Source organism: Bacillus sp. A015, assembly GCF_053851875.1.
Map to the genome: position 1 here is coordinate 126,378 of NZ_JBSPZB010000004.1, position 22,967 is coordinate 149,344.

Annotated in this window: 24 protein-coding genes and 1 pseudogene; 7 read left to right on the forward strand and 18 right to left on the reverse strand. The window is 42.5% G+C overall.

Going from position 1 to position 22,967, the window contains the following annotated elements; all coding sequences use genetic code 11:
* Nucleotides 1–14: 14 nt before the first annotated feature.
* Entirely contained in the window at nt 15–254 is a 240-nt protein-coding gene (locus ACSLGF_RS05155) for an EsaB/YukD family protein (protein WP_003213579.1), read from the reverse strand.
* 95 nt (nt 255–349) lie between these two features.
* Nucleotides 350–643 carry a WXG100 family type VII secretion target gene (locus tag ACSLGF_RS05160; RefSeq protein WP_003213769.1) on the reverse strand — a complete coding sequence of 98 codons (294 nt, stop codon included), beginning with the start codon at nt 641–643 and terminating at the stop codon, nt 350–352.
* A gap of 404 nt (nt 644–1,047) precedes the next feature.
* On the opposite strand from ACSLGF_RS05160, the gene ACSLGF_RS05165 reads away from it, so the two are divergent.
* From ACSLGF_RS05165 to ACSLGF_RS05175, 3 genes are all read left to right on the forward strand, one after another.
* Nucleotides 1,048–2,277, forward strand: coding sequence for a PucR family transcriptional regulator (locus ACSLGF_RS05165; RefSeq protein WP_456003104.1), 1,230 nt, complete (start codon nt 1,048–1,050; stop codon nt 2,275–2,277).
* A gap of 109 nt (nt 2,278–2,386) precedes the next feature.
* Nucleotides 2,387–3,523, forward strand: a complete 1,137-nt coding sequence (gene ald, locus ACSLGF_RS05170; protein ID WP_099727066.1) for an alanine dehydrogenase — start codon at nt 2,387–2,389, stop codon at nt 3,521–3,523.
* A gap of 116 nt (nt 3,524–3,639) precedes the next feature.
* Nucleotides 3,640–4,236: a biotin transporter BioY gene (locus ACSLGF_RS05175; RefSeq protein WP_456003106.1), complete on the forward strand. Its 597-nt coding sequence runs from the start codon at nt 3,640–3,642 to the stop codon at nt 4,234–4,236.
* 175 nt (nt 4,237–4,411) lie between these two features.
* Here the strand turns inward: ACSLGF_RS05175 and ACSLGF_RS05180 are convergent, their stop codons facing one another.
* Together ACSLGF_RS05180 and ACSLGF_RS05185 are read right to left on the reverse strand one after the other, a co-directional pair.
* Nucleotides 4,412–5,740 (reverse strand): Na+/H+ antiporter family protein, encoded by a 1,329-nt coding sequence (locus ACSLGF_RS05180; RefSeq protein ID WP_456003108.1) that lies wholly within the window; start codon nt 5,738–5,740, stop codon nt 4,412–4,414.
* 141 nt (nt 5,741–5,881) lie between these two features.
* Nucleotides 5,882–7,372, reverse strand: coding sequence for a leucyl aminopeptidase (locus ACSLGF_RS05185; RefSeq protein WP_456003110.1), 1,491 nt, complete (start codon nt 7,370–7,372; stop codon nt 5,882–5,884).
* Between the two features lie 328 nt (nt 7,373–7,700).
* On the opposite strand from ACSLGF_RS05185, the gene ACSLGF_RS05190 reads away from it, so the two are divergent.
* Nucleotides 7,701–8,177, forward strand: a complete 477-nt coding sequence (locus tag ACSLGF_RS05190) for a divergent PAP2 family protein (protein WP_099681780.1) — start codon at nt 7,701–7,703, stop codon at nt 8,175–8,177.
* 40 nt (nt 8,178–8,217) lie between these two features.
* Here ACSLGF_RS05190 and ACSLGF_RS05195 read toward each other — a convergent pair whose 3' ends face one another.
* The 4 genes from ACSLGF_RS05195 to ACSLGF_RS05210 form a co-directional block, all read right to left on the reverse strand.
* Nucleotides 8,218–8,862 (reverse strand): 3D domain-containing protein, encoded by a 645-nt coding sequence (locus tag ACSLGF_RS05195; RefSeq protein ID WP_456003112.1) that lies wholly within the window; start codon nt 8,860–8,862, stop codon nt 8,218–8,220.
* A 99-nt stretch (nt 8,863–8,961) separates the two neighbouring features.
* Nucleotides 8,962–9,282 (reverse strand): YuiB family protein, encoded by a 321-nt coding sequence (locus ACSLGF_RS05200; protein WP_456003114.1) that lies wholly within the window; start codon nt 9,280–9,282, stop codon nt 8,962–8,964.
* A gap of 81 nt (nt 9,283–9,363) precedes the next feature.
* Nucleotides 9,364–9,489, reverse strand: a complete 126-nt coding sequence (locus ACSLGF_RS05205) for a YuiA family protein (protein WP_456003116.1) — start codon at nt 9,487–9,489, stop codon at nt 9,364–9,366.
* A gap of 311 nt (nt 9,490–9,800) precedes the next feature.
* On the reverse strand, nt 9,801–11,018 hold the full coding sequence (locus ACSLGF_RS05210) for an NAD(P)/FAD-dependent oxidoreductase (RefSeq protein ID WP_456003278.1): 1,218 nt from the start codon (nt 11,016–11,018) through the stop codon (nt 9,801–9,803).
* A gap of 391 nt (nt 11,019–11,409) precedes the next feature.
* On the opposite strand from ACSLGF_RS05210, the gene yumC reads away from it, so the two are divergent.
* A complete protein-coding gene (gene yumC / locus ACSLGF_RS05215; RefSeq protein WP_099727059.1) occupies nt 11,410–12,408 on the forward strand; it encodes a ferredoxin--NADP reductase 2 in 999 nt (332 codons plus the stop codon).
* A gap of 46 nt (nt 12,409–12,454) precedes the next feature.
* Here yumC and ACSLGF_RS05220 read toward each other — a convergent pair whose 3' ends face one another.
* From ACSLGF_RS05220 to ACSLGF_RS05235, 4 genes are all read right to left on the reverse strand, one after another.
* Nucleotides 12,455–12,661: a hypothetical protein gene (locus ACSLGF_RS05220; protein WP_099727058.1), complete on the reverse strand. Its 207-nt coding sequence runs from the start codon at nt 12,659–12,661 to the stop codon at nt 12,455–12,457.
* 223 nt (nt 12,662–12,884) lie between these two features.
* Complete coding sequence (gene erpA, locus ACSLGF_RS05225; protein ID WP_456003118.1) at nt 12,885–13,247, reverse strand: iron-sulfur cluster insertion protein ErpA; 363 nt, start codon at nt 13,245–13,247, stop codon at nt 12,885–12,887.
* Nucleotides 13,248–13,320: 73 nt separating this feature from the next.
* Complete coding sequence (gene dapF / locus ACSLGF_RS05230) at nt 13,321–14,175, reverse strand: diaminopimelate epimerase (RefSeq protein WP_456003120.1); 855 nt, start codon at nt 14,173–14,175, stop codon at nt 13,321–13,323.
* Between the two features lie 269 nt (nt 14,176–14,444).
* Complete coding sequence (locus ACSLGF_RS05235) at nt 14,445–14,681, reverse strand: YuzB family protein (RefSeq protein WP_230030790.1); 237 nt, start codon at nt 14,679–14,681, stop codon at nt 14,445–14,447.
* Between the two features lie 255 nt (nt 14,682–14,936).
* Here ACSLGF_RS05235 and ACSLGF_RS05240 point away from each other — a divergent pair, with 255 nt between their 5' ends.
* The gene (locus tag ACSLGF_RS05240) at nt 14,937–16,004 is read left to right on the forward strand and encodes an NAD(P)/FAD-dependent oxidoreductase (RefSeq protein ID WP_456003122.1); all 1,068 of its coding nucleotides are present in this window, start codon (nt 14,937–14,939) and stop codon (nt 16,002–16,004) included.
* Between the two features lie 50 nt (nt 16,005–16,054).
* Here the strand turns inward: ACSLGF_RS05240 and ACSLGF_RS05245 are convergent, their stop codons facing one another.
* Complete coding sequence (locus ACSLGF_RS05245) at nt 16,055–16,285, reverse strand: hypothetical protein (RefSeq protein ID WP_456003124.1); 231 nt, start codon at nt 16,283–16,285, stop codon at nt 16,055–16,057.
* 100 nt (nt 16,286–16,385) lie between these two features.
* Nucleotides 16,386–16,715, reverse strand: coding sequence for a YuzD family protein (locus ACSLGF_RS05250; RefSeq protein ID WP_034317069.1), 330 nt, complete (start codon nt 16,713–16,715; stop codon nt 16,386–16,388).
* Between the two features lie 120 nt (nt 16,716–16,835).
* On the opposite strand from ACSLGF_RS05250, the pseudogene ACSLGF_RS05255 reads away from it, so the two are divergent.
* Nucleotides 16,836–17,135 (forward strand): annotated as a pseudogene (locus ACSLGF_RS05255) (NifU family protein).
* Nucleotides 17,136–17,180: 45 nt separating this feature from the next.
* On the opposite strand, the gene ACSLGF_RS05260 reads toward ACSLGF_RS05255, so the two are convergent.
* The 4 genes from ACSLGF_RS05260 to ACSLGF_RS05275 form a co-directional block, all read right to left on the reverse strand.
* Nucleotides 17,181–19,151: a S9 family peptidase gene (locus ACSLGF_RS05260; RefSeq protein ID WP_456003126.1), complete on the reverse strand. Its 1,971-nt coding sequence runs from the start codon at nt 19,149–19,151 to the stop codon at nt 17,181–17,183.
* Between the two features lie 313 nt (nt 19,152–19,464).
* A complete protein-coding gene (gene thrB / locus ACSLGF_RS05265) occupies nt 19,465–20,385 on the reverse strand; it encodes a homoserine kinase (RefSeq protein ID WP_456003128.1) in 921 nt (306 codons plus the stop codon).
* On the reverse strand, nt 20,382–21,443 hold the full coding sequence (gene thrC, locus ACSLGF_RS05270; protein WP_230030786.1) for a threonine synthase: 1,062 nt from the start codon (nt 21,441–21,443) through the stop codon (nt 20,382–20,384). Before thrC ends, thrB begins: the two co-directional genes overlap by 4 nt.
* Nucleotides 21,443–22,744 (reverse strand): homoserine dehydrogenase, encoded by a 1,302-nt coding sequence (locus ACSLGF_RS05275; protein WP_099727048.1) that lies wholly within the window; start codon nt 22,742–22,744, stop codon nt 21,443–21,445. The genes thrC and ACSLGF_RS05275 overlap by 1 nt, the downstream gene beginning before the upstream one ends.
* Nucleotides 22,745–22,967 lie beyond the last annotated feature (223 nt).

Sequence of the window (22,967 nt, forward strand, 5' to 3'; positions counted from 1 at the left end):
TTACAAAAGTCCTTTCATAGTATTTCCAGCCTGTCCCCTGTAGTGATCCCACAGTCTGACAGCTTATATTCGCCTGAAAACACAGCTTTCTTATTGACTACACGCACCCATCCGCCTTCTCGCTTAGGAAGTGAGATTTGTTTTGCCTGCCAGGCGATATGGATGACTTGCTTAATATGTAAATAATTTGATAGTCTCAAATCAAACACACTGCCATCATAATTTTTTAAGTCGATGGTAATATCGATATACACAAATTTCCACCTCACAAAATAGAAAGAGCGCCGGCATCAATTGACAGACTCGGCGCTTTTTCTGCTTTTTACACTTAGAAAGGAAATCACTTTGATTAGCCGCGGATTTGGCTTGCGATGTCTTGGTCAGTGCTTTCAAGTGTATTTGCAGTTTGATCAAGCTGATTGCTGACATCTGTTAATAGATCAGACATTTTGATGAATGAAGGCTTTAGCTGTTCATATTGATCAGCAAATGCTTCACTAGAAGCACCTTCCCACATTCCTTTTAGATCAGAGATCATTCTATTGAGACGATCAACTTGGTTTAACACTTCTTGACTTTCAACACCATATTGCTTAGCGGTCGCTCTTAGTTCTTCTGGGGTTACGCGAATAATTCCTGACATATTCCTCATTACCTCCCGTGCATAGCCGCCATATAATGGGCTAATCCACTTATTTTTTGACGTTATTATTATAAAAACAGAAATGATACACAGTCAAACAAATCTGTTTTTATTTTACAAAATGAGTCTATAGAATTACTGTTTTTTCGCTTTTTATCTAGTATTTAACATTTTTTAGTCATATATTCTTAATAAGTGCACACGCACTCGGATGAATCTTTTCACCTATTGATTTTTTACTACGTTATTATTGTACTATTTCTTTTTAGTATCCATTTATGACCAAATCACTCAGATCTATCGCTTTCTGTTTTTTTAAGTTTATGGCATTTTTTTATTGATTTACGTACCTCATTCTCTTCATAATGTAAGTATGTGAAATATTCGAAAAAGCAGGGGTTTTTATGACAAAAAAGACAGATCCATTTAAGTATAGTCTTGATCGTTTAGAGGATGTGGCAGACCAAATTAGTGATGTGCTCAATTGCCCTATTACTATAGAAGATACTCATCATCGTTTATTGGCATATAGCACACACAATGATTTCACTGATCCCGCCAGAACTTCAACCATTATCTCCCGCCGTGTACCGGAAAAAGTCATTAATCGGCTTTGGAAGGACGGCATCATTCCTACACTACTTAAAACAGATGAACCGCTTCGTGTACCTCAAATTGCAGAAGTAGGTTTATCTAGCAGGGTCGCCATTTCAATATGGAAGGACAAAGAGGTGCTCGGATTTATCTGGGCCATTGAATCCACGCAGCCTTTTTCAGAAGAAGAAATGGACCTTCTCAAAATGGCAGCCCATGCCGTTAAAAACAAATTACTCAATTTACAAATTCGAAAAACGAAAACAGAGGAACGCAATCAGGAGCTTTTTTGGAAGATGCTCACAGGTCATATTCATGAAAAGAATGAGATGCTTGACCTATTTTTGAGACTTGGCATGAGATGTCCAGACACGTATGCCATTATCATCTTTCGCCTTCGTGACGAACTCACAGAGGCGACGGAAAAAAAGCTGTCCTATCTGCTTGAAACAACGCAGCAAGTGCAGGTGCTATTAACGACTGTTGATTTTCACGAATTCATTATTCTTGTCTCACCAAAAACGGAGCACCCGCTTCAAGATATTAAACAATTCACAAGCGGCATGCTGCAGCAGCTGTCTGATCGGTATCATATCCATCACGTTCAGGCGGCCATTGGAGGAATTTACGATAACATCTCTCAGATTCAGCCGTCCTATAAAGAAGCACTGGCTGTATTAAAAACAAAAGAACGCTTTCCTGTTGAAACGGAACGTTTAAACAGCTTTTCTGAACTCGGCATTTATCAATATTTAGATGTGCTGGCTGAAAAGCGAAAGGGCTCGTCTTATTCCAGTTACTCTTTATCGAAGCTGGAGGATTACGACCTAAGGCATCATTCCAACCTAGTCGAAACCCTTGAACGGTTTATTGATTGTGACAGCAATGCCAATATCGCCGCAAAGCAATTAAACATTCATATCAACACATTGAATTACAGACTAAAGCGGATTACAGACATTGCAGAAATTGATTTAAAAAACATGAATGAGAAGATGACCATTTATCTTGATATGAAGCTAAAAAACGTCCGTTTGTGAAATTTCACAAAGAGGCGTTTTTTATTTTTTATTTCAACCGAAGAATTTTCTAAACTTTCAGGATACACTAGACATACAATATCAATAGATAAGCATAGGAGGAATAAACATGATCATCGGCATTCCGAAAGAAATTAAGAACAATGAAAACCGAGTGGCATTAACACCAGGAGCAGCTTCTCAATTGCTTTCAGCTGGACACCAGATTTTAATTGAAACAAACGCTGGTTCTGGAAGTGGATTCACTGATGACGATTATGTATCTGTTGGTGCAGAGATCCTTGATCAGGCGAAAGATGTATGGGCATCTTCTGATATGATCATGAAGGTAAAAGAACCATTACCTGAGGAATATCTATATTTCAGAGAAGGACTCATCTTATTTACGTACCTGCATCTTGCCGCAGAGCCCTCCTTGGCTGAAGCATTAAAACAAAAAGGCGTCACAGCCATTGCTTATGAAACGGTAACGGACGGAAAATCACTTCCCCTGTTAACCCCTATGTCTGAAGTGGCAGGCAGAATGGCCGCTCAAATCGGTGCACAATTTTTAGAAAAGCCAAAAGGCGGGAAAGGCATTTTGCTCGCAGGCGTGCCAGGGGTATCGAGAGGGAAGGTCACCATTATAGGCGGCGGTGTTGTTGGAACAAATGCAGCGAAAATGGCCGTCGGACTTGGCGCAGATGTGACACTCATTGATTTAAACGCGGAGCGATTACGTCAGCTGGACGATCAGTTTGGTCATCAAATGAAAACGTTAATGTCTAACCCTGTCAACATTGCAGATTCAGTCAGTGAGGCAGACCTGCTCATTTGTGCCGTTCTAATACCAGGTGCCAAAGCACCGACCCTTGTGACAGAAGAAATGGTGAAACAAATGAAGCCTGGTTCCGTCATTGTCGATGTAGCCATTGACCAAGGCGGGATTGTGGAAACAGTTGATCATATCACAACACATGATCAGCCTACTTATGAAAAACACGGCATTTTACATTATGCTGTCGCCAATATGCCAGGCGCGGTACCGCGAACATCGACTGTTGCTTTAACCAATGTCACCGTTCCATACGCGCTGCAAATTGCAAATAAAGGCGCTGCAAAAGCCATCAAAGAAAACAATGCCATCGCAGAAGGCGTCAATGTGATGAACGGACATATCACATATGAAGCCGTTGCTCGTGATCTTGGCTATGATTATGTGCCTGTCAGTAAAGCCATTGATACATCTTCTATGACCGAAGCTTAATATCCAGCCCGCCCTTTTCAGGGGCGGGTTTTATTGTTAACCTAAAATGAAAACAGGTTGACAAAAAATCCTCTTCCCCTTAATCTATTTGTACAGATAAGACAGGGGGAAACATCATGCAAAAGAAGACAAGAACGGCTGACTTTGTGCTAGTCGGAATGTTTGCTGCACTGATGGCCATAGGAGCCAACATCACATCGATCGTACCATTTTTACAGATCGGCGGAATTCCACTCACCATGCAGCCGTTTTTTTGTGTGCTTGCTGGTCTTTTGCTAGGCAGACGACTTGGCGCATTAGCCATGATTGTCTATGCCTTAGTTGGGATTGCTGGCGCACCTGTATTCGCACAGTTCTCTGCGGGCCTTGGTGTCATTTTAGGTAAAAGCGGCGGTTTTGTGTTATCGTACATTCCTGCTGCCTGGCTTGCCGGCTTCATTCTTGAAAAGAGACAACACCCTGGCTTTGGCCGCTTTTTGCTTGCAGCCATTGCTGGAACGACCGTGATGTATGTGATCGGGACAACCTATACGTACATCGCGTTAAATGTTTGGCTGAATGCACCAATTTCTTATCAAACCACATGGTTCTTCATGATCTGGTTTATGGTCAAAGACTATGCTTTGACTATTGTCCTTGCGATGCTGGCACCTAAAATTTATCGCTCTGTTTCAAAAGCTACATCCTTTCGAAAAGAACAATCAGCCTCATAAAGATCAAAAAAGGTTCCTCTCCATCGAGGAACCTTCATATTGTTGACAAAGGGCTAAAATGTACCGGAGCGGAGCGAATTTGACATTCGTGAGCACCGGCACGCAGGACTGACACCGAATGCGAGGGTTTGACTGTACGCTGAAAGGTTCCTCTCCATGGAGGAACCTTTTCATGTTATAGGATAATTGCCGCAAACCATCCGAACAGGACAAGCGGAATATTATAAAAGACGAATGTTGGGACACAAGTACCCCAAATGTGGTGATGCTGTCCATCCATATTCAGCCCAGATGTCGGCCCAAGCGTACTGTCACTTGCAGGTGAACCTGCATCCCCAACAGCCGCAGCTGAACCAATGATTGCAATGGTTGCCATTGGACTAAATCCTAAGTGTAAACAAAGTGGAACAAAGATGGTCGTAATAATCGGGATCGTTGCAAATGATGACCCGATGCCCATTGTCACAAGCATTCCAACCAGTAGCATTAAAATCGCCGCTACACTTTGACTGTTTCCGATGAACTGAGAAGAAGCTTTAACTAGTTCTTCAATATCTCCTGTTTTCGTTAATACGTTGGCAAATCCAGCCGCTACAAGCATCACAAAACCGATAAATGCCATCATATTCATTCCAGAAGTAATAAGCGCATCTGCTTCATCACGTTTCATCATACCTGTGACAAACAGAACAAGAAGTCCTGCCAGTGCTCCAAAAATCATTCCTTCGACTCCAAGGCTTTGAGATAAATAGAGCTGGACGATGAGTGAGACAAGGATCGCAAGCCCAGCAAAGAACAAGCTTTTTTTCGTGTAAGCTGATTTTTCTACATCCGTAATGTCACGATTCTCATATGTTTTTGGCTTACGATACACAAAAAGTGAAACGATCAACCCAAGAACCATGCCCCCTACAGGAATCAGCATCGCATACGGAATGTCTGCTAAGTTCACTGTCAAACCCGCTTCCTTCATGTTGTCACGAAGCATCCCATGGAAAATCTGTCCAAAACCGACTGGAAGTAAAATATATGGTGCAGTGAGTCCGAAGGTCATAACACATGCTAGCAGTCTGCGGTCAATCTGAAGCTCGTTAAACACCTTTAATAATGGCGGGATTAAGACCGGAATAAAGGCAATGTGAACAGGAACGACGTTTTGTGAAAAACAGGATACGATCAAAATGACAAGAATGATGAGCACTTTTGATAATGTTTTTCTTCTTGAGTCGCCTTCTTTTCCTAGAAGCTTCACTGCTCCTTCGACCATGGCATCTGGAAGACCCGTTTTCGTCAGCGCCGCTGCAAAGGCTCCTAAAAGCGCATAACTAATCGCCACTGTCGCATTTCCACCGAGCCCATCAGTAAAGGCTTCAACCGTTCCTCCAAGACCTAATCCGCCTGCAAGTCCACCCGCTAAAGCGCCAAGTGCCAGCGCAATAACCACATTGACTCGCAGCAAGCTTAATATCAACATTAAAATAACCGCTATAACAACTGCATTCATGGTGAAACCTCCGAAATCCTTTAGTTTACTAATGTAGTAGATAATTAAAGTACCAACGTATGTTACCATAGAAAAAAAACTTCGTCAAATGGCGTATGTCCTACATAAAAAAAGCCCCGCCATTTGGCAGAGCCCTATCCTTTATTTCTTTGCTTCGAATCGTTCCACAAATGTCGCCAATGATCTCACCATCACGCCTGTTGCCCCTGTTGGCCCAAAGCATGAAGGTTTTTCTGTTGTCGCTGTACCTGCAATATCTAAGTGAACCCAAGGGGTGTCCTCAGCGAATTCACCAATGAAAGCACCTGCCATGATCGCATGACCATCTCGGCCTGGAGAGTTATTGAGATCAGCCATTTTGCTGTTTCGTACTCGTTTTTTATCTTTTTCAGTGATCGGCAGCTGCCAAATCATTTCACCGCATTCTTCTGATGCTTCTTTAAACTGGGCATACAGTTCATCGTTATTGGTCATGACACCTGTTGTCTCATTTCCAAGCGCCACAACGACCCCGCCTGTTAATGTTGCAACGTCTACAAGAACAGAGGCACCATGCTGCTTCGCATACGTTACCCCATCTGCTAAGACAAGGCGGCCTTCTGCATCGGTATTGAGCACTTCGATTGTTTTACCGCTCAGTGACACAATCACATCATCAGGCTTCATTGCGTCTGCCGAGATCATATTATCTGTTGAGGCAATGACAGCAATCACATTTTGCTCTGGGCGAAGCTCACCGATGATTTCCATCGCGCCTAAAACAGAGGCTGAGCCGCCCATATCTGTTTTCATGCCCACCATGCCTGCTCTTGGCTTTAATGAATATCCACCTGTATCATACGTGATGCCTTTACCGACAAGACCGATGACATCTGTCCATTCTTCCTTGCCTTGGTATTTCAACACAATGAGCTTTGGTGGTTCTGTTGAGCCTCTATTGACAGCTAAAATACCGCCCATCCCAAGCTCTTCCATTTGTTCTTTATCTAAAATTTCAATCTCAAATTCGTATTTATACGCAAGCTCTGCCGCATAGGAAGCAAGATCAGAGGATGTCAGCATGTTCGGCGGCATATTCACAAGGGTGCGGGCCGAATTCACTGACTGTCCGTAGACTTCGCCTACTTTCAGACTTGCCTGAATTTCAGCTGTGTCATGATCCGTCGTTGCATAGACAAACTCGATAAAGCGATCAGGTTCATTCGTTTTATGTTTAAAATCTTGTAATTCATATGTAGCTAAGAGGCAGCTTTCAGAAAGGGCATGGGCTGCATCATGCACAGGCAGATCCTTTCCTACGAACGTATCAAGCAAGACCGAAACCGCTTGCTTTTTATCTTGATGAAGCTTTTTAAATAAATGCGCAAAGACTTCTTTTGCCTCTTCAAACGTGTAATCTGATTCCTTCCCAAGCCCGACAAAATAAATGCGTTTGATGCCTGTTTCAGGGGACGGGAAAAACTTCGAAAGCTGATTCCTTTTGGATGAAATATCGCCTTCTTTTAATAATTCAGTGATTCTTCCTTCAAGTAATTCATCTATTTCTTTTGCTTTTCCTGATAATTGGCTCTTTTGAAAAAGTCCGATGGCCAGTGTATCTTTATGTTGCAATTCATTTGTCGAGAAAAACATATTTATCACACGCTCCTTCAATGAACTCCATTTTTCACATTGGAACTTTTATTATATCAAAATTTGCGTGCCTATACGATCATTGCCAGCCTGCCTTCTCTTGAATGAGCAATTATATTTTGACACGCGGAAGGGCATCATGAAAAAGTGACGGTGCTCGATAGCAGTCTGTCCATGTTCTCCTCGTTCCACATCTACTTTCTTTAATGTTATAATGAACATGGACTTGGCAACATTTATTACTGCTATTATTTTTTTCATCTTACTAGGGTAAACAGACAATCATTTCGCACGATATTTTTTCTTACAGAGAGGATGTTTCTTGTTCATGAGCGTACTGACGAATTTTCCGCTGCTTGCCAGCCTTGCAGCCATCTTTTTTGCACAATTTGTAAAAGTACCCATTCAATTTATCATTTCTAGACGCCTAGATTGGTCGCTCATTACAAGCACAGGCGGAATGCCAAGTTCACACTCCGCAGCAGTAACAGCACTCTCAACAGCAGTTGCTTTAGAGCACGGGCTAGGAACATCTATTTTTGCCATTTCCGCCATCTTTGCTATTATTACGATGTTTGATGCGACGGGTGTTCGCAGACAGGCAGGAGAACAGGCGACTGTTCTCAACAAACTGGTGACAGATTTCAACCATTTTGTTGCCGAAGCAAAGAATTTCCCAAGTGCGGAAGAAAAAGAGAAGCAAAAGAAATTGAAAGAGCTTCTTGGGCATAAGCCGATTGAAGTCTTCTTCGGCGGCTTAACAGGAATCTTGCTGACACTCATCTTAGATTATTACTTCATGTAGAAGTGAAAAAGCTTTGGACCTCAAATGGCCCAAAGCTTTTTTATTCTTTATTGGCTTGAAACTGCTGCCGGAAAACTTGCATCGATTCCGCTTCATTCAGCTGATTTAAGTCTTTTTCTGTTAAAGTCCCTTCGCCCTTTTTGATAATATAGACATCCAGCACTTTTTTACCCCATTCTCTATACACATCATCAACGGTTTCATAGTATAAATCAAGCTTATGACCTTTAATGGCTTTACCGGTATCTGCTACCACACCGTAGCCATAGTTTGGGATAAACAGCACGGTTCCAATTGGAAAGACAGATGGGTCCGCTGCCACTGTTGAATATAAATCACGTTTCACTTTGACGCCTGAATATGTAATGCCATATGCATGATGTTCCTTCGTTTTACCTGTTGATTCCACACCTGCTGTATAGCCTGTGGCAACGACCTTTTGCTTTGGATAGTCATTCCAATTAAACGCTTCTTCGAGAGAAGCAGCTCGCAAGTCATCGCTTTTGACCACCATCGTTTGCCTTTTTTGATGTTGAAAAAAAGAAGATACTTGCGTGCCTACATCGGTCTCTTTCACCCATGCAGCTAGATCACTTGGTTCTACTCCAGATATGCCCGTGAAGCTCGTCATCAATGCAAGCATAAAAAGGGCTGTCATGAACAATCGTTTCATCCATGTTTTCATCTCTATTTGTCACTCCTCTACCCATCTATTTGTTTCCAAACAAAATGGAAACTATGCAAAGGAAAAACAAAAAAACCCACTTGCGTGTAAACAAGTGAGTTAAAACATTTGATACCCTCTTTTTCGAAGTGCATTGATGACAAAACCTGATGCAATGGCACCAATTAAGCCGCTTAATAAAATGATGATATCTGCCGCAGCGAGTGAGACGATGCGGTCTCCTATCCCTGAAAAGGCGATGCCAGGCTCTCTTACATAAGTCACCATCTTTTGATTATTGATAATGAAAAGGCATACAATTGGATATAAAATTGCCATAATCCATGACATTCTTAGCAGCATATTCAGCAAAAAGCCAATGCCGAAAAATAACACGAAAAATAAAATAACTGAAATGATAACGACTGGTAAACTGATCACTTCATCTCCACCCCCAAATATCCCATCATTAGTTTAACTTGGAAATAGAGATGAAGTCAATCAATGGAAAAAGCAGATAGATTAATGCTTCTTTCCTGTCCCTTTACATTCCTCACATGTTTCAGAGCCGCCGAGCAGTAGCTGAAAATATCCTTTTCCTGAACAATATTGACAGGTTGACGTCTTTTCTTTTGTTTGTGCCTTCATATGGCTCACTCCTTAGTCTAAATTTTCTGATAATTTATCATAACACATTTTTCTGTCCAGTACCAAGTGAGAAAATATTCCGTATTTCATAAAAAAACGTGTATCACGAGGATACACGTTTCAGATTGAAGACAAAGGGCTAAAATGATCTTTATTTTAGCCCTTTGTCTTCGTTTCAGCGTGTTATGAAAACCCTTGAAGTCTAGGAAGGACGAGTACCGGAGCGGAGCGAATTTGACATTCGTGAGCACCGGCACGCAGGACTGACAAAGAATGCGAGGGTTTGTCTACACGTTTTCGTCTATTACGGTTTAGAAGAACTTGAACTTTCCTTTTTTCAGAACAAGTCCTGGTCCGCCAACCATGAATAAAGAACGGTTGTCGATGATTTTCTTCATTGCAGAAGCTTTTGTCCCTTGAAGTTTTTTACCAAATGCAACACCTACAGCGTCGTGTTCGCCAAGAGAAGCAACTGTTCCTTTGATGTCTGGCTTAAAGCTTTCAAGTGTTCCACCTTTTACTAGTGCTGCAAGGTTTTTCGCTACTGTCTCACCTTGCTGCATTGCAATTTGTGCTGTTGGTGGGTATGGACGGTTGATTTCTTCATTGATGATCAATGAGCAGTCACCAATGATGAATACATCATCATTCTCTGGTACACGAAGATCTGGAGAAACTTTTACGCGGCCGCGCATGTTTTCAAATCCAGCTTCTTCAACGATTGGGTTACCGCGTACACCTGCAGCCCAAACAACGGTTTCAGCTTTGATTTCTTCCGTATCATCGTCTTTTCCAACAATGATGCCTTCAGGCGTACATTCTTTGATCGCTGTACCGATTTTGAACTCAACACCTTTACCTTGAAGGTAGTTCATCGCATAGTCGATCAATTCAGGGTCGAATCCTGGAAGAGCTGTTGGCGCAGCTTCTACACAGATAATACGCACGTCTTTTTGATCAATATCATATTCTTTGCAAAGCTCTGGCACACGGTTTCCAAGCTCACCAAGGAACTCAATACCTGTGAAGCCCGCACCGCCGACAACGATTGTCAGACGCTCTGGACGCTTTTCAGCTTCAGTATGATACGTCGCGAATTGAAGCTCAATGTGCTCACGAAGCTGACGAGCAGAGTTGATGTTAGAGATTGAGAATGCATATTCTTTCAGTCCTGCGATGCCAAATGTTTCAGGAACAGCACCAAGCGCGACAACAAGGTAGTCGTAAGAAAGTTCGCCATCTGATGTCACAACTTTCTTTGCTTCCTTATCAATGCTTTCAACTGTTGCTTGTACAAAGTTGACACGGGAACTATTAATCACATCTTTGATTTGATAACGACAGCGATCATGATGAAGTGTACCTGCACTTGCTTCATGTAGCCATGTTGTTTCGTAATGATAATTATGCTTGTTCACAAGAGTAATGTCCGCATCATTTGTGCCAAGCTGTTTTGTTAATCTTGTTACAGTCATTAATCCGCCATAACCTGCACCTAATACAACGATTTTCGGTTTATTCACTGGAATCACATCCACCTTTTTTAAATTTGCTGTAAAACGGATAAAGAATTACCTATCGTTATTCTCAACCGCTTTCCGGCATTTTATGAAATTTAAACAAAAAAATATGTATGTGAAAATCTGAACTTTCACCTACAAAAAACGAAAGCATTTGACCGTATCCGACAAAAATTCATAAAAAATTAATATTTAGTTCCCTTAACAATAATAGCGAGTTCTGCTCCTTTTTTCAAGGCTTTAAACTGAAAATCCTTATGATAAACGGTCTTTCTCACTTTTTCCTCTTTTTCTAAGCACCGGCATCAAAAAACGACAAGTTTTTCAAAACAAGTCAGACGACGATATGTGGTATGATATGATATAGTGATAACAATTTTCATTTGGGAGGATTAAAGGAATGCAAGAAGATTCTAAGGTATATGACATTACCGTTATCGGGGGCGGCCCAGTTGGGTTGTTTACTGCATTTTACGGAGGCATGAGACAGGCAAGTGTGAAAATCATTGAAAGCCTTCCTCAGCTCGGCGGTCAACTATCCGCTCTTTACCCTGAAAAATACATTTATGATGTGGCAGGTTTTCCAAAAATCCGCGCACAAGAATTAGTTGATAACTTAAAGGAACAAATGGATAAATTTGAGCAAACCATTTGCTTAGAACAAGCTGTTGAAACGGTTGAAAAGCAGGCAGATGGTATTTTTAAACTTGTCACAAATCAAGAGGTTCATTATTCTAAAACGATCATCATTACAGCTGGCAACGGTGCATTCCAACCGAGAAAGCTTGAACTTGATGCAGCAGAATCATTTGAAGGCAGCAACCTGCATTACTTCATTAATGACTTGAACCAATTTGCCGGCAGACGTGTCGCTGTTCTTGGCGGTGGAGACTCTGCGGTGGACTGGGCACTGATGCTTGAGCCAATTGCAAAAGAAGTATCCATTATTCACCGCCGCGATAAATTCCGCGCGCATGAGCACAGTGTAGAAAACCTGCACAACTCGAAAGTCAATGTGCTGACACCATTTGTGCCTACTGAGCTCATTGGTGAAGACCGCATTGAACAAATTGTGCTTGAAGAAGTCAAAGGCGACAAAAAGCAAGTACTTGATGTGGACGATGTGATCGTCAACTTCGGTTTTGTTTCCTCCCTTGGACCAATCAAACAATGGGGCCTTGAAATCGAAAAGAACTCTATCGTGGTGAAATCCACAATGGAAACAAACATCGAAGGTTTCTATGCGGCAGGAGACATCTGTACGTATGAAGGAAAAGTCAAATTGATTGCCAGCGGATTTGGTGAAGCACCAACTGCTGTAAACAACGCAAAAGCATACATGGACCCAAAAGCCCGTGTACAGCCGCTTCACTCCACAAGCTTATTTGAAAACAAATAAGGACGGATTAAAAAAAGGAGTTCCACCAGCGGAACTCCTTTTTCGTTTATTTAAAAACCCCAATATAGGCATTCGCCATCCCAAGTACCATTGCAGCAAGCAGCACCACAACAATCCCTGCCACAACCAAAATCACCCGATCCTTCACACGTTCCTTTTTCGGAAGCGGCTTGTCTATCCCGCAAGATGGACACGTTTTTGAACGATACGGAATCAGTTCATGACAGTTCCTGCAATTGATTTGTTCACTCAAACCTCAGCAACCTCTTTTCTGACTACAGTTTATATTTGATTCTCATGATACTCTTTTCAAGTGGAAATAGCCAGTTGTGAGAGCAAGCTGTAACAAAATTGAGCGATTTACAAGGTCAGTGGTTTTCGATAGTATTTCAAAAGAAACAGAAAAAGCCTCCTCGATCGCTTTGTTTAACAAAAACAAACGAACAAGAAGGCTTATCTTTATTCATGATCAATGTTTAACACTCTTCCGGCGAACCGGTATTCGTGGCAGTTCTGAAAGAAGAACCACATCCACATGACGCGATGGCGTTCGGGTTGTCAATCGTGAAGCCGCCGCCCATTAGTGATTGTTTGAAATCAATGATGGTGCCGTTCATGATATCAAGGCTTTCAGAGTCGACAAGGACCTTTATGCCTTGCTGTTCGAACTGCGTGTCTTTCTCTGAGACTTCATGGTCAAAGCCCATGCCGTACGAAAGACCGCTGCATCCGCCGCCTTTTACGCCCACTCGAAGGAACGCATTTTCTTCTTCATGCTCTTTCATCATATCTTTAATCTGCAGTGCAGCAGCTTCTGTAATAGTTACTGGTGTACTCATGATCATCCCTCCTTTTGACTGGATGTTTCTTTTCAATTATAAACGTGATGGTGCCTTTTCTCAAATAAATGGTTTAGAGATAAAATTGGCCGTCACAAATGGTTTCAGCAGGTCCTGTCATGAGCACATGGCCATTGTCTTTCCAGCGAATGATGAGATCTCCACCTGCTAAATGAACCGTCATGTCCGTTTCTTTTTTCGCATGTCCATTCATAATGGTTGATACAGCCGCAGCGCAAGCCCCTGTTCCGCAGGCCTGCGTAATCCCTGATCCTCTTTCCCACACTCGAAAATGCAGCTCGGTTTCACTGACGATTTCAACAAATTCCACATTGACGCCTTCTGGGAACGTCTCGTGCTTTTCAATGATCGGTCCAAGTGTACCGAGCGGAGCTTTCTCAATGTCCTCTAAATAAAAAACGATGTGCGGGTTACCCATTGAAACGGCCGTTCCATTTAAAGTCGCAGTGCCAAAATCAAGCGGCTCATTGATCGTTGTGCTGCCTGACTCTCCCAGCATCGGCATCGCTCCTTTTTCAAAACGAGGTTTCCCCATATCTACTGTGACTAAATGAACGTGACCATCCTGTAGATGAACAGTAGCTTCAACGAGTCCTGACAATGTCTCAATCTGGAACGTCGTGTCTGTCACAATCTGATGCTCATACACATATTTTGCGACGCATCGCAGCCCATTGCCGCAGTTTTTCCCCTCTGATCCATCATTGTTGAAAATGCGCATTTTCACAGGTGCAACATCTGATGGGCAAATGAGGATCATCCCGTCGGAACCGATTCCTGTATAAACAGAAGAAACACGGATCGCCATCTCTGATAGCTGCTCTTCTGGAAGCTGTTCCTTCATCTGATTGACGTAAATATAATTATTTCCTAGTCCGTGCATTTTCGTGAATTGAAATGATGTCATGAAAGTCCTCCATAAATGTTGTTTCTTATAGTATAAAAGGAGTCGATTCAGGAGACAATCTTATCATCCCCCGTTTTTCATACATAGAAGCTCTTTGCTGCCATGGCAAAGGGCTTTTATTATGCATATGCCTCTTTTTCAATCGTGTGTTGCTTCATTTTGATGATATTTTATTAGCATAACATATTGGATGCGCTTTCTATTCATTCTCCTTAAAAATGGAAGCTGAAAGTGTAAAAAAAATGCACCTCATGACCCATGTGGTGCATCTAAAACATCTCATTTTCCTCTATAAAAGCATAAATACGCTCAACTAGCTGCTCTGCATTTTCTCCTGAAACAAATTCTCCATTCACAAGTGCGAATGGGGAGTCCATGCATTTGCCGCAGTAGCTTAAACAGCCGTATTCCATTACGTCTAGGTTTGGGTCTTTTTCAAGCTTCTCTTTTGCTTCTTGAGACCCTTGTGCAAGATTACTTACACAAAATTCGATCAGTGGAAACACTGTGCTTCACCTCACATTGCCTTTACATCCTACCGAAATTTCTTCTATTAGTCAAAACATGAGCTTCTTCTACATCGTTACGCCTATTCCTCGTAAAATGTTTTACTATTTAGGACTAACTAATGAATATGTAGGTTATTTTGAAACAATTATTGTGGTTTCACAGTAAATTCGATATAATTTTATTTGGTATTTTAACTTAAAGTTTTTTAGTATAAGTGTTTTTCAATGTCTAGGGGGAAAAGGAGAATCGTCATGAAAAATTTAGTCTTGATCGGCGGAGGTTACGGGAATATGCGGGTTCTCCACCGCTTATTGCCAAATCAATTACCTGATGATGTTACTATCACATTAATTGATCGAAATCCTTACCACTGTTTAAAAACAGAATATTATGCACTTGCTGCTGGAACGATCTCTGATCATCACATTCGAGTATCTTTTCCAGAGCATCCGAAGCTGGATATTCAATATGGGGAAGTAGAAAAAGTTGATATTGAAAACAAACAGATCTTATTCAGCGACCGTGAACCCATTCCATATGATGACACGGTGATTGGACTCGGCTGTGAGGACAAGTATCATAATGTCCCTGGTGCGAAAGAACATACATACAGCATTCAAACCATTGATCAGTCAAGGCTTGCGTATAACAAATTAAATAATTTAAGCGCAGGTGCAACGGTTGGTATCGTCGGTGCTGGACTTAGCGGGGTAGAGCTAGCCAGTGAACTGCGAGAAAGCCGCACTGATTTAAACATTATTCTTTTTGACCGTGGAGAGCTTATTCTATCAAGCTTCCCAAAAAGATTAAGTTTATATGTGCAAAAGTGGTTTGAAGAAAATGATGTACAGATCATTAACTGCGCCAATATTACGAAGGTTGAAGAAGGCGTTGTTTACAACCATGATGACGCAATTGAAGCAGAAGTCATTGTGTGGACAGCAGGCATTCAGCCAAGCAAAGTGATAAGAGACATGGATGTTGAAAAAGACGCACAAGGCCGCGTCGTATTAACTCCTCATCACAATCTCCCTGGAGATGAGCATGTATATGTCGTGGGTGATTGCGCAAGCTTGCCGCATGCCCCAAGTGCACAGCTTGCCGAGGCACAGGCAGAACAAATTGTCCAATCTCTACAAAAACGCTGGAAAAACGAGCCGCTTCCTGAGGCTTATCCTCAGTTTAAGCTAAAAGGGGTACTAGGCTCTTTAGGGAAAAAAGCCGGCTTTGGCTTAGTTGCGGATCGTCCACTTGTTGGCCGTGTGCCAAGACTCCTAAAATCTGGACTTCTTTGGATGTACAAGCATCACAATGGCTAAGCTCATGTGATTTTTTTCTCAAAGCTCCTTCCTGGCGAAGGAGCTTTTTTCTATGAAACGGCATGTGCCGATGGAGTGGTCAATTTGATCGGAGCAAGGGCAAGGATGCAGTCTTTACGAAAAGTTCTCATTGTCTTCTTCGATAAACAATACGCTTGTATGAGCTGTTCCGTTTGACGGTGTACAATGATTTTTCGCTTTGTGCACTCTCCGTTTTTCTTCATATAAATCATGTCAATCGGTATTTGCTGATGAAGAGATTGTTTCAGTAAATAATTCATGATGCTCACGCTCCTTTCATTCCATTATATACGAACAAACGTTCTTTTTCAACATAAAAAGGAACACTCGTTCTATTTATTTTCTCAAAAAAAGAACAGCTTATTCACTGCTCTCTTTGTACCCGTATTTCTCCATTTCTTGATAAATGTCTTTTAATTTCGGATTGCCCTCTCCAACAATTTGATCCTCCACTAGGACAAGTGGATAAAAGAATTCATCATCAAGAATTCGTTCAGACAATTCCTTTTGGCGTTCGTTTTCTGGCGGGTGCTCAATATCAATATATGTGATGCGAAACGGCTGATTCGGATATTTTCGTTTTAACGCTGCATCTAACCACTCAAATGTATCTTTTGAAGAAGGCAGATTCACACAGCTAGCACACAGGACATCTCTTCCATATACATAAAGGTCAACAGTTTGGTTCATTTGACAAGCCCCCTATTCTCCTTTATTTTAGCTGAATTTTCTGTATGAAAAAAGTCAAAATCACTTTTTGTTTCAAGGTGAGATTGTGCTATAATGAGAAGGAAACTTTGAAACCAATCAATAGATTTTTATCGTCCAGATGAATATAATGGTGATATGTTGTGAAAGGAGCGATTATATCTAATGACTGAAGTCGAAATGAAAGACCAAGTACAGGAAGTACTGGACAAACTTCGTCCATTTCTATTACGTGATGGTGGAGACTGTGAGCTTGTAGACATTGAAGATGGCATTGTGAAATTACGTCTTCTTGGTGCATGCGGCAGCTGCCCAAGTTCAACCATTACATTGAAAGCCGGTATTGAGCGCGCATTATTAGAAGAAGTGCCTGGCGTTGTAGAAGTTGAACAGGTTTTCTAATTCATATATGACATGAAAACGACCCAAATCGGGTCGTTTTTTTCATTAGGATAACTTTTCTTTAAACCATTCTTGAATAAAGCTCAGTCTTTGAATGCGCTGCGCCGGGTGGCCGCTTCTGGATAAATCATGAGATGCTTTCGGGAATTTGACCAATCTTGTGTCTTTCCCAAGCTCCTTCAATGCCACAAAAAGCTGCTCTGCTTGATCGACTGGGCAGCGATAATCTTCATCGCTGTGCAAGATGAGAAGCGGCGTGTTCACCTGGTTCACATACTTAAGCGGCGAACGATCCCATAGCTTATCGGCCGAATCATAAATATCCCCATCAATCTGCCACCTTGTAAAGAAATAACCGATATCACTGATACCATAAAAGCTAATCCAGTTCGAAATGGACCGCTGTGTGACGGCTGCACGAAAGCGGTCTGTCTGTCCGACAATCCAGTTGGTCATAAAACCCCCATAGCTCCCGCCTGTCACTCCAAGCCTCGTTTCATCGAGGAAATCATAGGATTCTAGCACGTGATCAACAGCCAGCATGACATCCTCATAATCAACGTCACCATAGCTGCCTCTCACACGGTCGGTAAACATCTGTCCGTACCCATGACTGCCATGAGGATTGACGTACACAATGGCATAGCCTTCAGCAGCGAGCATTTGAAATTCATGAAAATACGTATGACCATACATCGCATGCGGTCCGCCATGAATTTCTAAAATGAGCGGATATTTTTTCCCGTCCTCCATCTGAGAAGGCTTCATGAACCACCCATGTACATCGTCGCCCTCTTTCGACTGAAGCGAAAATGGCTCCGGTACTGAGAGGACATGCTCCTTGAGAAAGGTATCATGCTCGAATGTGATTTGCTTTAGTGATGTTTCCCCTAATGTCAGCTCATACAGCTCACTTGGTGTGACGGGTGACAGCCGGCTGAGCAGCAATTTTGATTCATTTGGATGAAGGCTGAAGTTCGTAATATGTTCTGCCTCTAGTCGAACAGGATAGGCTAAACCTTCAATGGAAAAATAATAAATCCCTGTACTTCCTTGATCAGAGACAAGCGCATAAAACCCCTGACTATCTTTTGTCCATTGGGGAAGCTGATTGGCTTCACCCATGACACTATCTCCTGCCATACAGTTGCCCACATACATATCGAGCATTTCTGATAGCTGAATGGCCTTTTTTTCCTTCAGGTCATACAGCCATAATGATGGGAAAGTTGCATTTTGAAATTCGCGCTCATGTCCAATGTACAAAAGGCTTCCTCCATTTGGAGAAAAAGATACGGTGGAGTAGGCGCCGGTCGATTGTGTCATTTTGTTTGATGTACCATCCTCTAATGAGAGGAGACACACATCACTTATATAAGGTGTCTGAGGATTTGTTTGAATATAGGCGAGCCATTTTCCGCACGGAGAGACCACATGATTTATATGATGATGCTGCTGGCTTGTAACAGGCTCTACCTCGCCCGAACGGACATCGACTTGAACGATCTGCGTCAAACGCCCATCTAAAAAGCCTCTTCCATCTGCCTTATAAGTCAACTCATCATATACTGCCGGAGCAAAGTCATCTCGCTCCTCCTTTTTTTCATCATGAACAGATTCTGTTTGTTTTAATGACACAGCCGCATAAATGAGAGATCCATCTGGAGAAAATACAGGATGAGATACCCCATACGGAATATTCGTTAAGATACGCACGCCGCCTCCTTGACTCTGAATGAGTGCCAGCTGAGGAACGTCCTTTGGCTTTTGCAAAATAAAGGCAAGCTGTTTACCGTCTTTTGACCAAACAGGATGATGGTGCTTTCCATCCTCAAATGTCCATTGAGACAGCTCTTCTGTCTCTTCATCTCGAACCCATAAATGGATATTGTAATCATCCTTTTTCTCATTCACAGTGACTTTTGTAAAGACCGCCCTTTTTCCATCTGGCGAATAGACTGGATGAGAAACAGAAACAATCTTCGTTATATCTTCAGCAGTTATCAATTTCTTCATGAATGTATCTCCCCCTTTTATGTATAAAAAATAGTTCGATCCTCTAAATAATAATCCCTGCTTCTGCCCTTAAAAACAAGTATAAAAAAGAACGTGCGTCTTCACCGCACGTTCCAGATTGTTGACAAAGGGCTAAAATGATCTTTATTTTAGCCCTTTGTCTTCTTTTCAGCGTGATAGAAAGCCCTTGAAGTCTAGGAAGGACGAGTACCGGAGCGGAGCGAATTTGAGATTCGTGAGCACCGGCACGCAGGACTGACACAGAATGCGAGGGTTTGTCTACACGCTGGAACGTGCGTATTCACCGCACGTTCTACACTTGATTGACAGGATGATGTTCGACGACGACACCTTCTACCGGCACCGTCAGCAAATCTACTTCGCAATGAGGGAAATTTTGAGCAAGCTGCTCTTTCAGCGCGTCTCCCTTCCCTTTTTCAACTAAGGTAAGGATCGTCGGCCCGGCACCGCTTAGTGCTGTTCCATACGCTCCTTTTAATGAAGCGACATGCTCCACCTTCGACAGCTCTGGGACAAGCATGGTGCGATAAGGCTGATGAAACAAATCTTTATTCATCATTTCCCCTACAAGCGGCCAGTTCTGCGTCATTAAGGCAGCGACAAGGACGTTACTCACCGCACTCGCACTGACGGCATGCTTATAGGAAAGATCCTCTGGCAGGACATCACGGGCATCCTTTGTCAGCACTTCATAAAAAGGAATTACGACCACTACATCTATATCCACATGCTGCACTTTAACGGCATGTGTCTTTTCTTCTTCATGAAGGCCGATGAGTAAACCACCAAATAGCGAAGCACCAGCATTATCTGGATGACCTTCTACCTCACTTGCAAAAAAGAGCTTCTGATCATCTGACAAATTTAATTCAAGCAGCTGATTGGCAAGCTCAATGGCGGCCACGATGGCGGCTGCACTGCTGCCTAGCCCCCGAGCCAATGGAATATCACTCCACACTTTGACATGAACAGGCGGGAGTGTTTTTCCAAAGTCATCTGCGACCTTTTTGGCTGTTTGATAAATCAGATTGTCGGTGCCTGATGGAATACCAGACACGACATCTGTTTCTGCTTCAAACAGCCAGCTATCATGGTCATAGACCGATAGCTTTAAATAGCGGCTGAGCGCCATTCCGACTGAATCAAAGCCTGGTCCTAAGTTGGCAGTGCTTCCCGGTACTGTGATTGAAAAAAGCATGGAGGCTTCACTCATACGCGTGCGGCCTTTTCTAAATGTTCGAGAATTTGATCTTCATCTGCATCGAGTGTGACCGGTTTGATGTGTGAAATATCAATGGCCGTATTCGGATCTTTCAACCCATTTCCTGTTAATACAGCAACCACTTTACTGCCTGGCTTGATTTCTCCAGATTTCACCTGCTTTAGTACGCCCGCAATGGACGCACATGATCCTGGCTCTGCAAACACCCCTTCTTCACGTGCAATCAATTGATACGCATGAAGAATTTCCTCGTCTGTCACTTCATCAATTTTTCCGTTTGATTCATCGGCGGCTGCCACAGCTTGCTTCCAGCTTGCTGGATTTCCGATACGAATGGCTGTTGCTACTGTTTCTGGCTGCTCAATTACTTCATTTCGAACGATCGCTGCTGCACCCTCCGCTTCAAAACCGCGCATGACAGGCAGCCCAGTACCTTTTTGCTCATGATATTCTTTGAACCCTTTCCAGTAGGCTGTGATATTCCCTGCATTTCCAACAGGAATCGCCAGTACGTCTGGCGCAGAGCCTAGCTGTTCACAGATTTCAAATGCCGCTGTCTTTTGTCCTTCAATTCGGTAAGGATTGACGGAGTTAACGAGTGCAATCGGCGCTTTTTCACAGATGCTGCGGACAATTTTAAGCGCATCATCAAAGTTGCCGTCAATGGCAATGATCTCTGCTCCATACATCACAGCCTGCGCGAGCTTACCGAAGGCAATTTTCCCATCTGGAATGATGACAATACATTTCATATCAGCGCGAGCCGCATAAGCCGCAGCGGCTGCAGAGGTATTTCCTGTCGAAGCACACATGATCGTATCATTGCCTTCTTCTTTTGCCTTTGCGACTGCCATGACCATTCCTCGATCTTTAAAAGAGCCCGTTGGATTGACGCCCTCTGTTTTCACATGCAGCTCAATCCCCAGCTTTTCAGAAAGCTTGGCGAGGTGGATCAGCGGTGTATTCCCCTCATTTAATGTTAGTTTTGGTGTATGTTCGTTTACTGGTAAGAATTCTTGGAATTCTTCAATGAGTCCATTCCACTTCATCAGCTTAAACCGTTCCCTTCTACTCGGTACGTGCTCTTCACTTGAACCACCACGTCGAGATCGTTTAATTTTTGCAGGATATTTGAGAAATCTTCTTCTGAAGTCTGATGTGTAATAATCACAATTTCAGCCAGCTCATCATGCCCTTTCACAGGAAGCTGAAGGATCTTTTCAAAGCTGATGCCTCTTTCAGAAAAAATAGATGTAATCCGGGAGAATGCCCCGACTTGATCTCTGACATGTATTCTTAAGAATTGCTGAGCAAATACTTCCGATGATGATTTGATTTTCTTCTCAAATTGGGCTGCGATAAATCCGCTTCCGTTCACGCCAAGACGCATGTTTTTCATCACTGCGACTAAGTCAGATACAACAGCTGTTGCCGTTGGCAGACTTCCTGCTCCAGGTCCGTAAAACATCGTTTCTCCCACAGCACTTCCGTAGACATACACAGCATTGAATTCATTGTTGACGGATGATAGTGGGTGATGATCAGGGAGTAAGGTTGGCTGTACACTAACCTCCACTTTCTCTCCGTCTCTTTGGGCAATACCGATCAGCTTCATTGTATAGCCAAATCGTTTGCTAAAATTAATGTCCTCATCAGAGATTTCAGAGATGCCTTTGACCTTCACATCTTCTAAATCAACATTCATCGAAAAGCCAAGCCTTGCAAGAATGGCCATTTTCCTTGCCGCATCCAGTCCTTCTACATCAGCTGTTGGATCTGCTTCTGCAAAACCGAGATCTTGCGCTTCTTTTAATACATCTTCATATGCGCTTTTATTGACATTCATTTTCGTTAAAATAAAATTCGTTGTGCCGTTCACGATACCCATCATCTTTGTGATTCGATCAGAGGCTAATCCTTCCTCCAGTGTACGAAGAATCGGAATTCCTCCGGCGACACTTGCTTCATAATAAAGATCACAGCCATTTTCTTTCGCAACATGCAAAAGCTCCGTTCCGTAAAGTGCCATTAAATCTTTATTGGCTGTAATGACATGTTTCTTCTCGTTTAACGCATCTATTAAATATTGTTTTGTATCTTCAATGCCGCCCATCACTTCAATAATGACGTCGACCTCTGGATCTCTAATCACATCGTATACTTCAGTTGTGAAGACCTCTCTTGCTACATCCACATCTCTTTTTTTGTCGGGATTGCTCACAAGCACTTTTTGTATTAATACCGGACAGCCGATCTGGTGCATTAATTTATCCTGATGATCTTGGATAATCTTAACGACACCGCTCCCCACTGTTCCTAATCCTAATAGTCCAACTCGAATTGCCTTCACCTGAAATTCCACCTTTCTCCGTAAATGTCCTCTCTAAAAAGACATTTGTTAACCTAACACAGACATTCAATGTACACACATTATAAAGGGGTATCCTCATTTTGACAAGGTAATAAAATATGAGAATGTAGGAATGAAACCGCTTAACAGCTATTTATATCAAGATTCTATATTTTCAAAATATTTTTGTCAGAAAAGCTCCCGAAAGTCGGGAAGCCTTAAC

What these genes read in the sequence shown, in the direction of transcription:
- ACSLGF_RS05160 (WP_003213769.1), bottom strand. Translation starts at nt 643, where the DNA reads ATGTCAGGAATTATTCGCGTAACCCCAGAAGAACTAAGAGCGACCGCT.
- dapF (WP_456003120.1), bottom strand. Translation starts at nt 14,175, where the DNA reads ATGACATCATTTCAATTCACGAAAATGCACGGACTAGGAAATAATTAT.
- ACSLGF_RS05165 (WP_456003104.1), top strand. Translation starts at nt 1,048, where the DNA reads ATGACAAAAAAGACAGATCCATTTAAGTATAGTCTTGATCGTTTAGAG.
- ald (WP_099727066.1), top strand. Translation starts at nt 2,387, where the DNA reads ATGATCATCGGCATTCCGAAAGAAATTAAGAACAATGAAAACCGAGTG.
- erpA (WP_456003118.1), bottom strand. Translation starts at nt 13,247, where the DNA reads ATGAGTACACCAGTAACTATTACAGAAGCTGCTGCACTGCAGATTAAA.
- thrC (WP_230030786.1), bottom strand. Translation starts at nt 21,443, where the DNA reads ATGAAGTGGAATGGACTCATTGAAGAATTCCAAGAATTCTTACCAGTA.
- ACSLGF_RS05205 (WP_456003116.1), bottom strand. Translation starts at nt 9,489, where the DNA reads ATGAAGGCACAAACAAAAGAAAAGACGTCAACCTGTCAATATTGTTCA.
- ACSLGF_RS05260 (WP_456003126.1), bottom strand. Translation starts at nt 19,151, where the DNA reads ATGAAGAAATTGATAACTGCTGAAGATATAACGAAGATTGTTTCTGTT.
- ACSLGF_RS05185 (WP_456003110.1), bottom strand. Translation starts at nt 7,372, where the DNA reads ATGTTTTTCTCGACAAATGAATTGCAACATAAAGATACACTGGCCATC.
- ACSLGF_RS05190 (WP_099681780.1), top strand. Translation starts at nt 7,701, where the DNA reads ATGAGCGTACTGACGAATTTTCCGCTGCTTGCCAGCCTTGCAGCCATC.
- thrB (WP_456003128.1), bottom strand. Translation starts at nt 20,385, where the DNA reads ATGAGTGAAGCCTCCATGCTTTTTTCAATCACAGTACCGGGAAGCACT.
- ACSLGF_RS05175 (WP_456003106.1), top strand. Translation starts at nt 3,640, where the DNA reads ATGCAAAAGAAGACAAGAACGGCTGACTTTGTGCTAGTCGGAATGTTT.
- ACSLGF_RS05195 (WP_456003112.1), bottom strand. Translation starts at nt 8,862, where the DNA reads ATGAAAACATGGATGAAACGATTGTTCATGACAGCCCTTTTTATGCTT.
- ACSLGF_RS05245 (WP_456003124.1), bottom strand. Translation starts at nt 16,285, where the DNA reads ATGAATTATTTACTGAAACAATCTCTTCATCAGCAAATACCGATTGAC.
- ACSLGF_RS05180 (WP_456003108.1), bottom strand. Translation starts at nt 5,740, where the DNA reads ATGAATGCAGTTGTTATAGCGGTTATTTTAATGTTGATATTAAGCTTG.
- ACSLGF_RS05240 (WP_456003122.1), top strand. Translation starts at nt 14,937, where the DNA reads ATGAAAAATTTAGTCTTGATCGGCGGAGGTTACGGGAATATGCGGGTT.
- yumC (WP_099727059.1), top strand. Translation starts at nt 11,410, where the DNA reads ATGCAAGAAGATTCTAAGGTATATGACATTACCGTTATCGGGGGCGGC.
- ACSLGF_RS05250 (WP_034317069.1), bottom strand. Translation starts at nt 16,715, where the DNA reads ATGAACCAAACTGTTGACCTTTATGTATATGGAAGAGATGTCCTGTGT.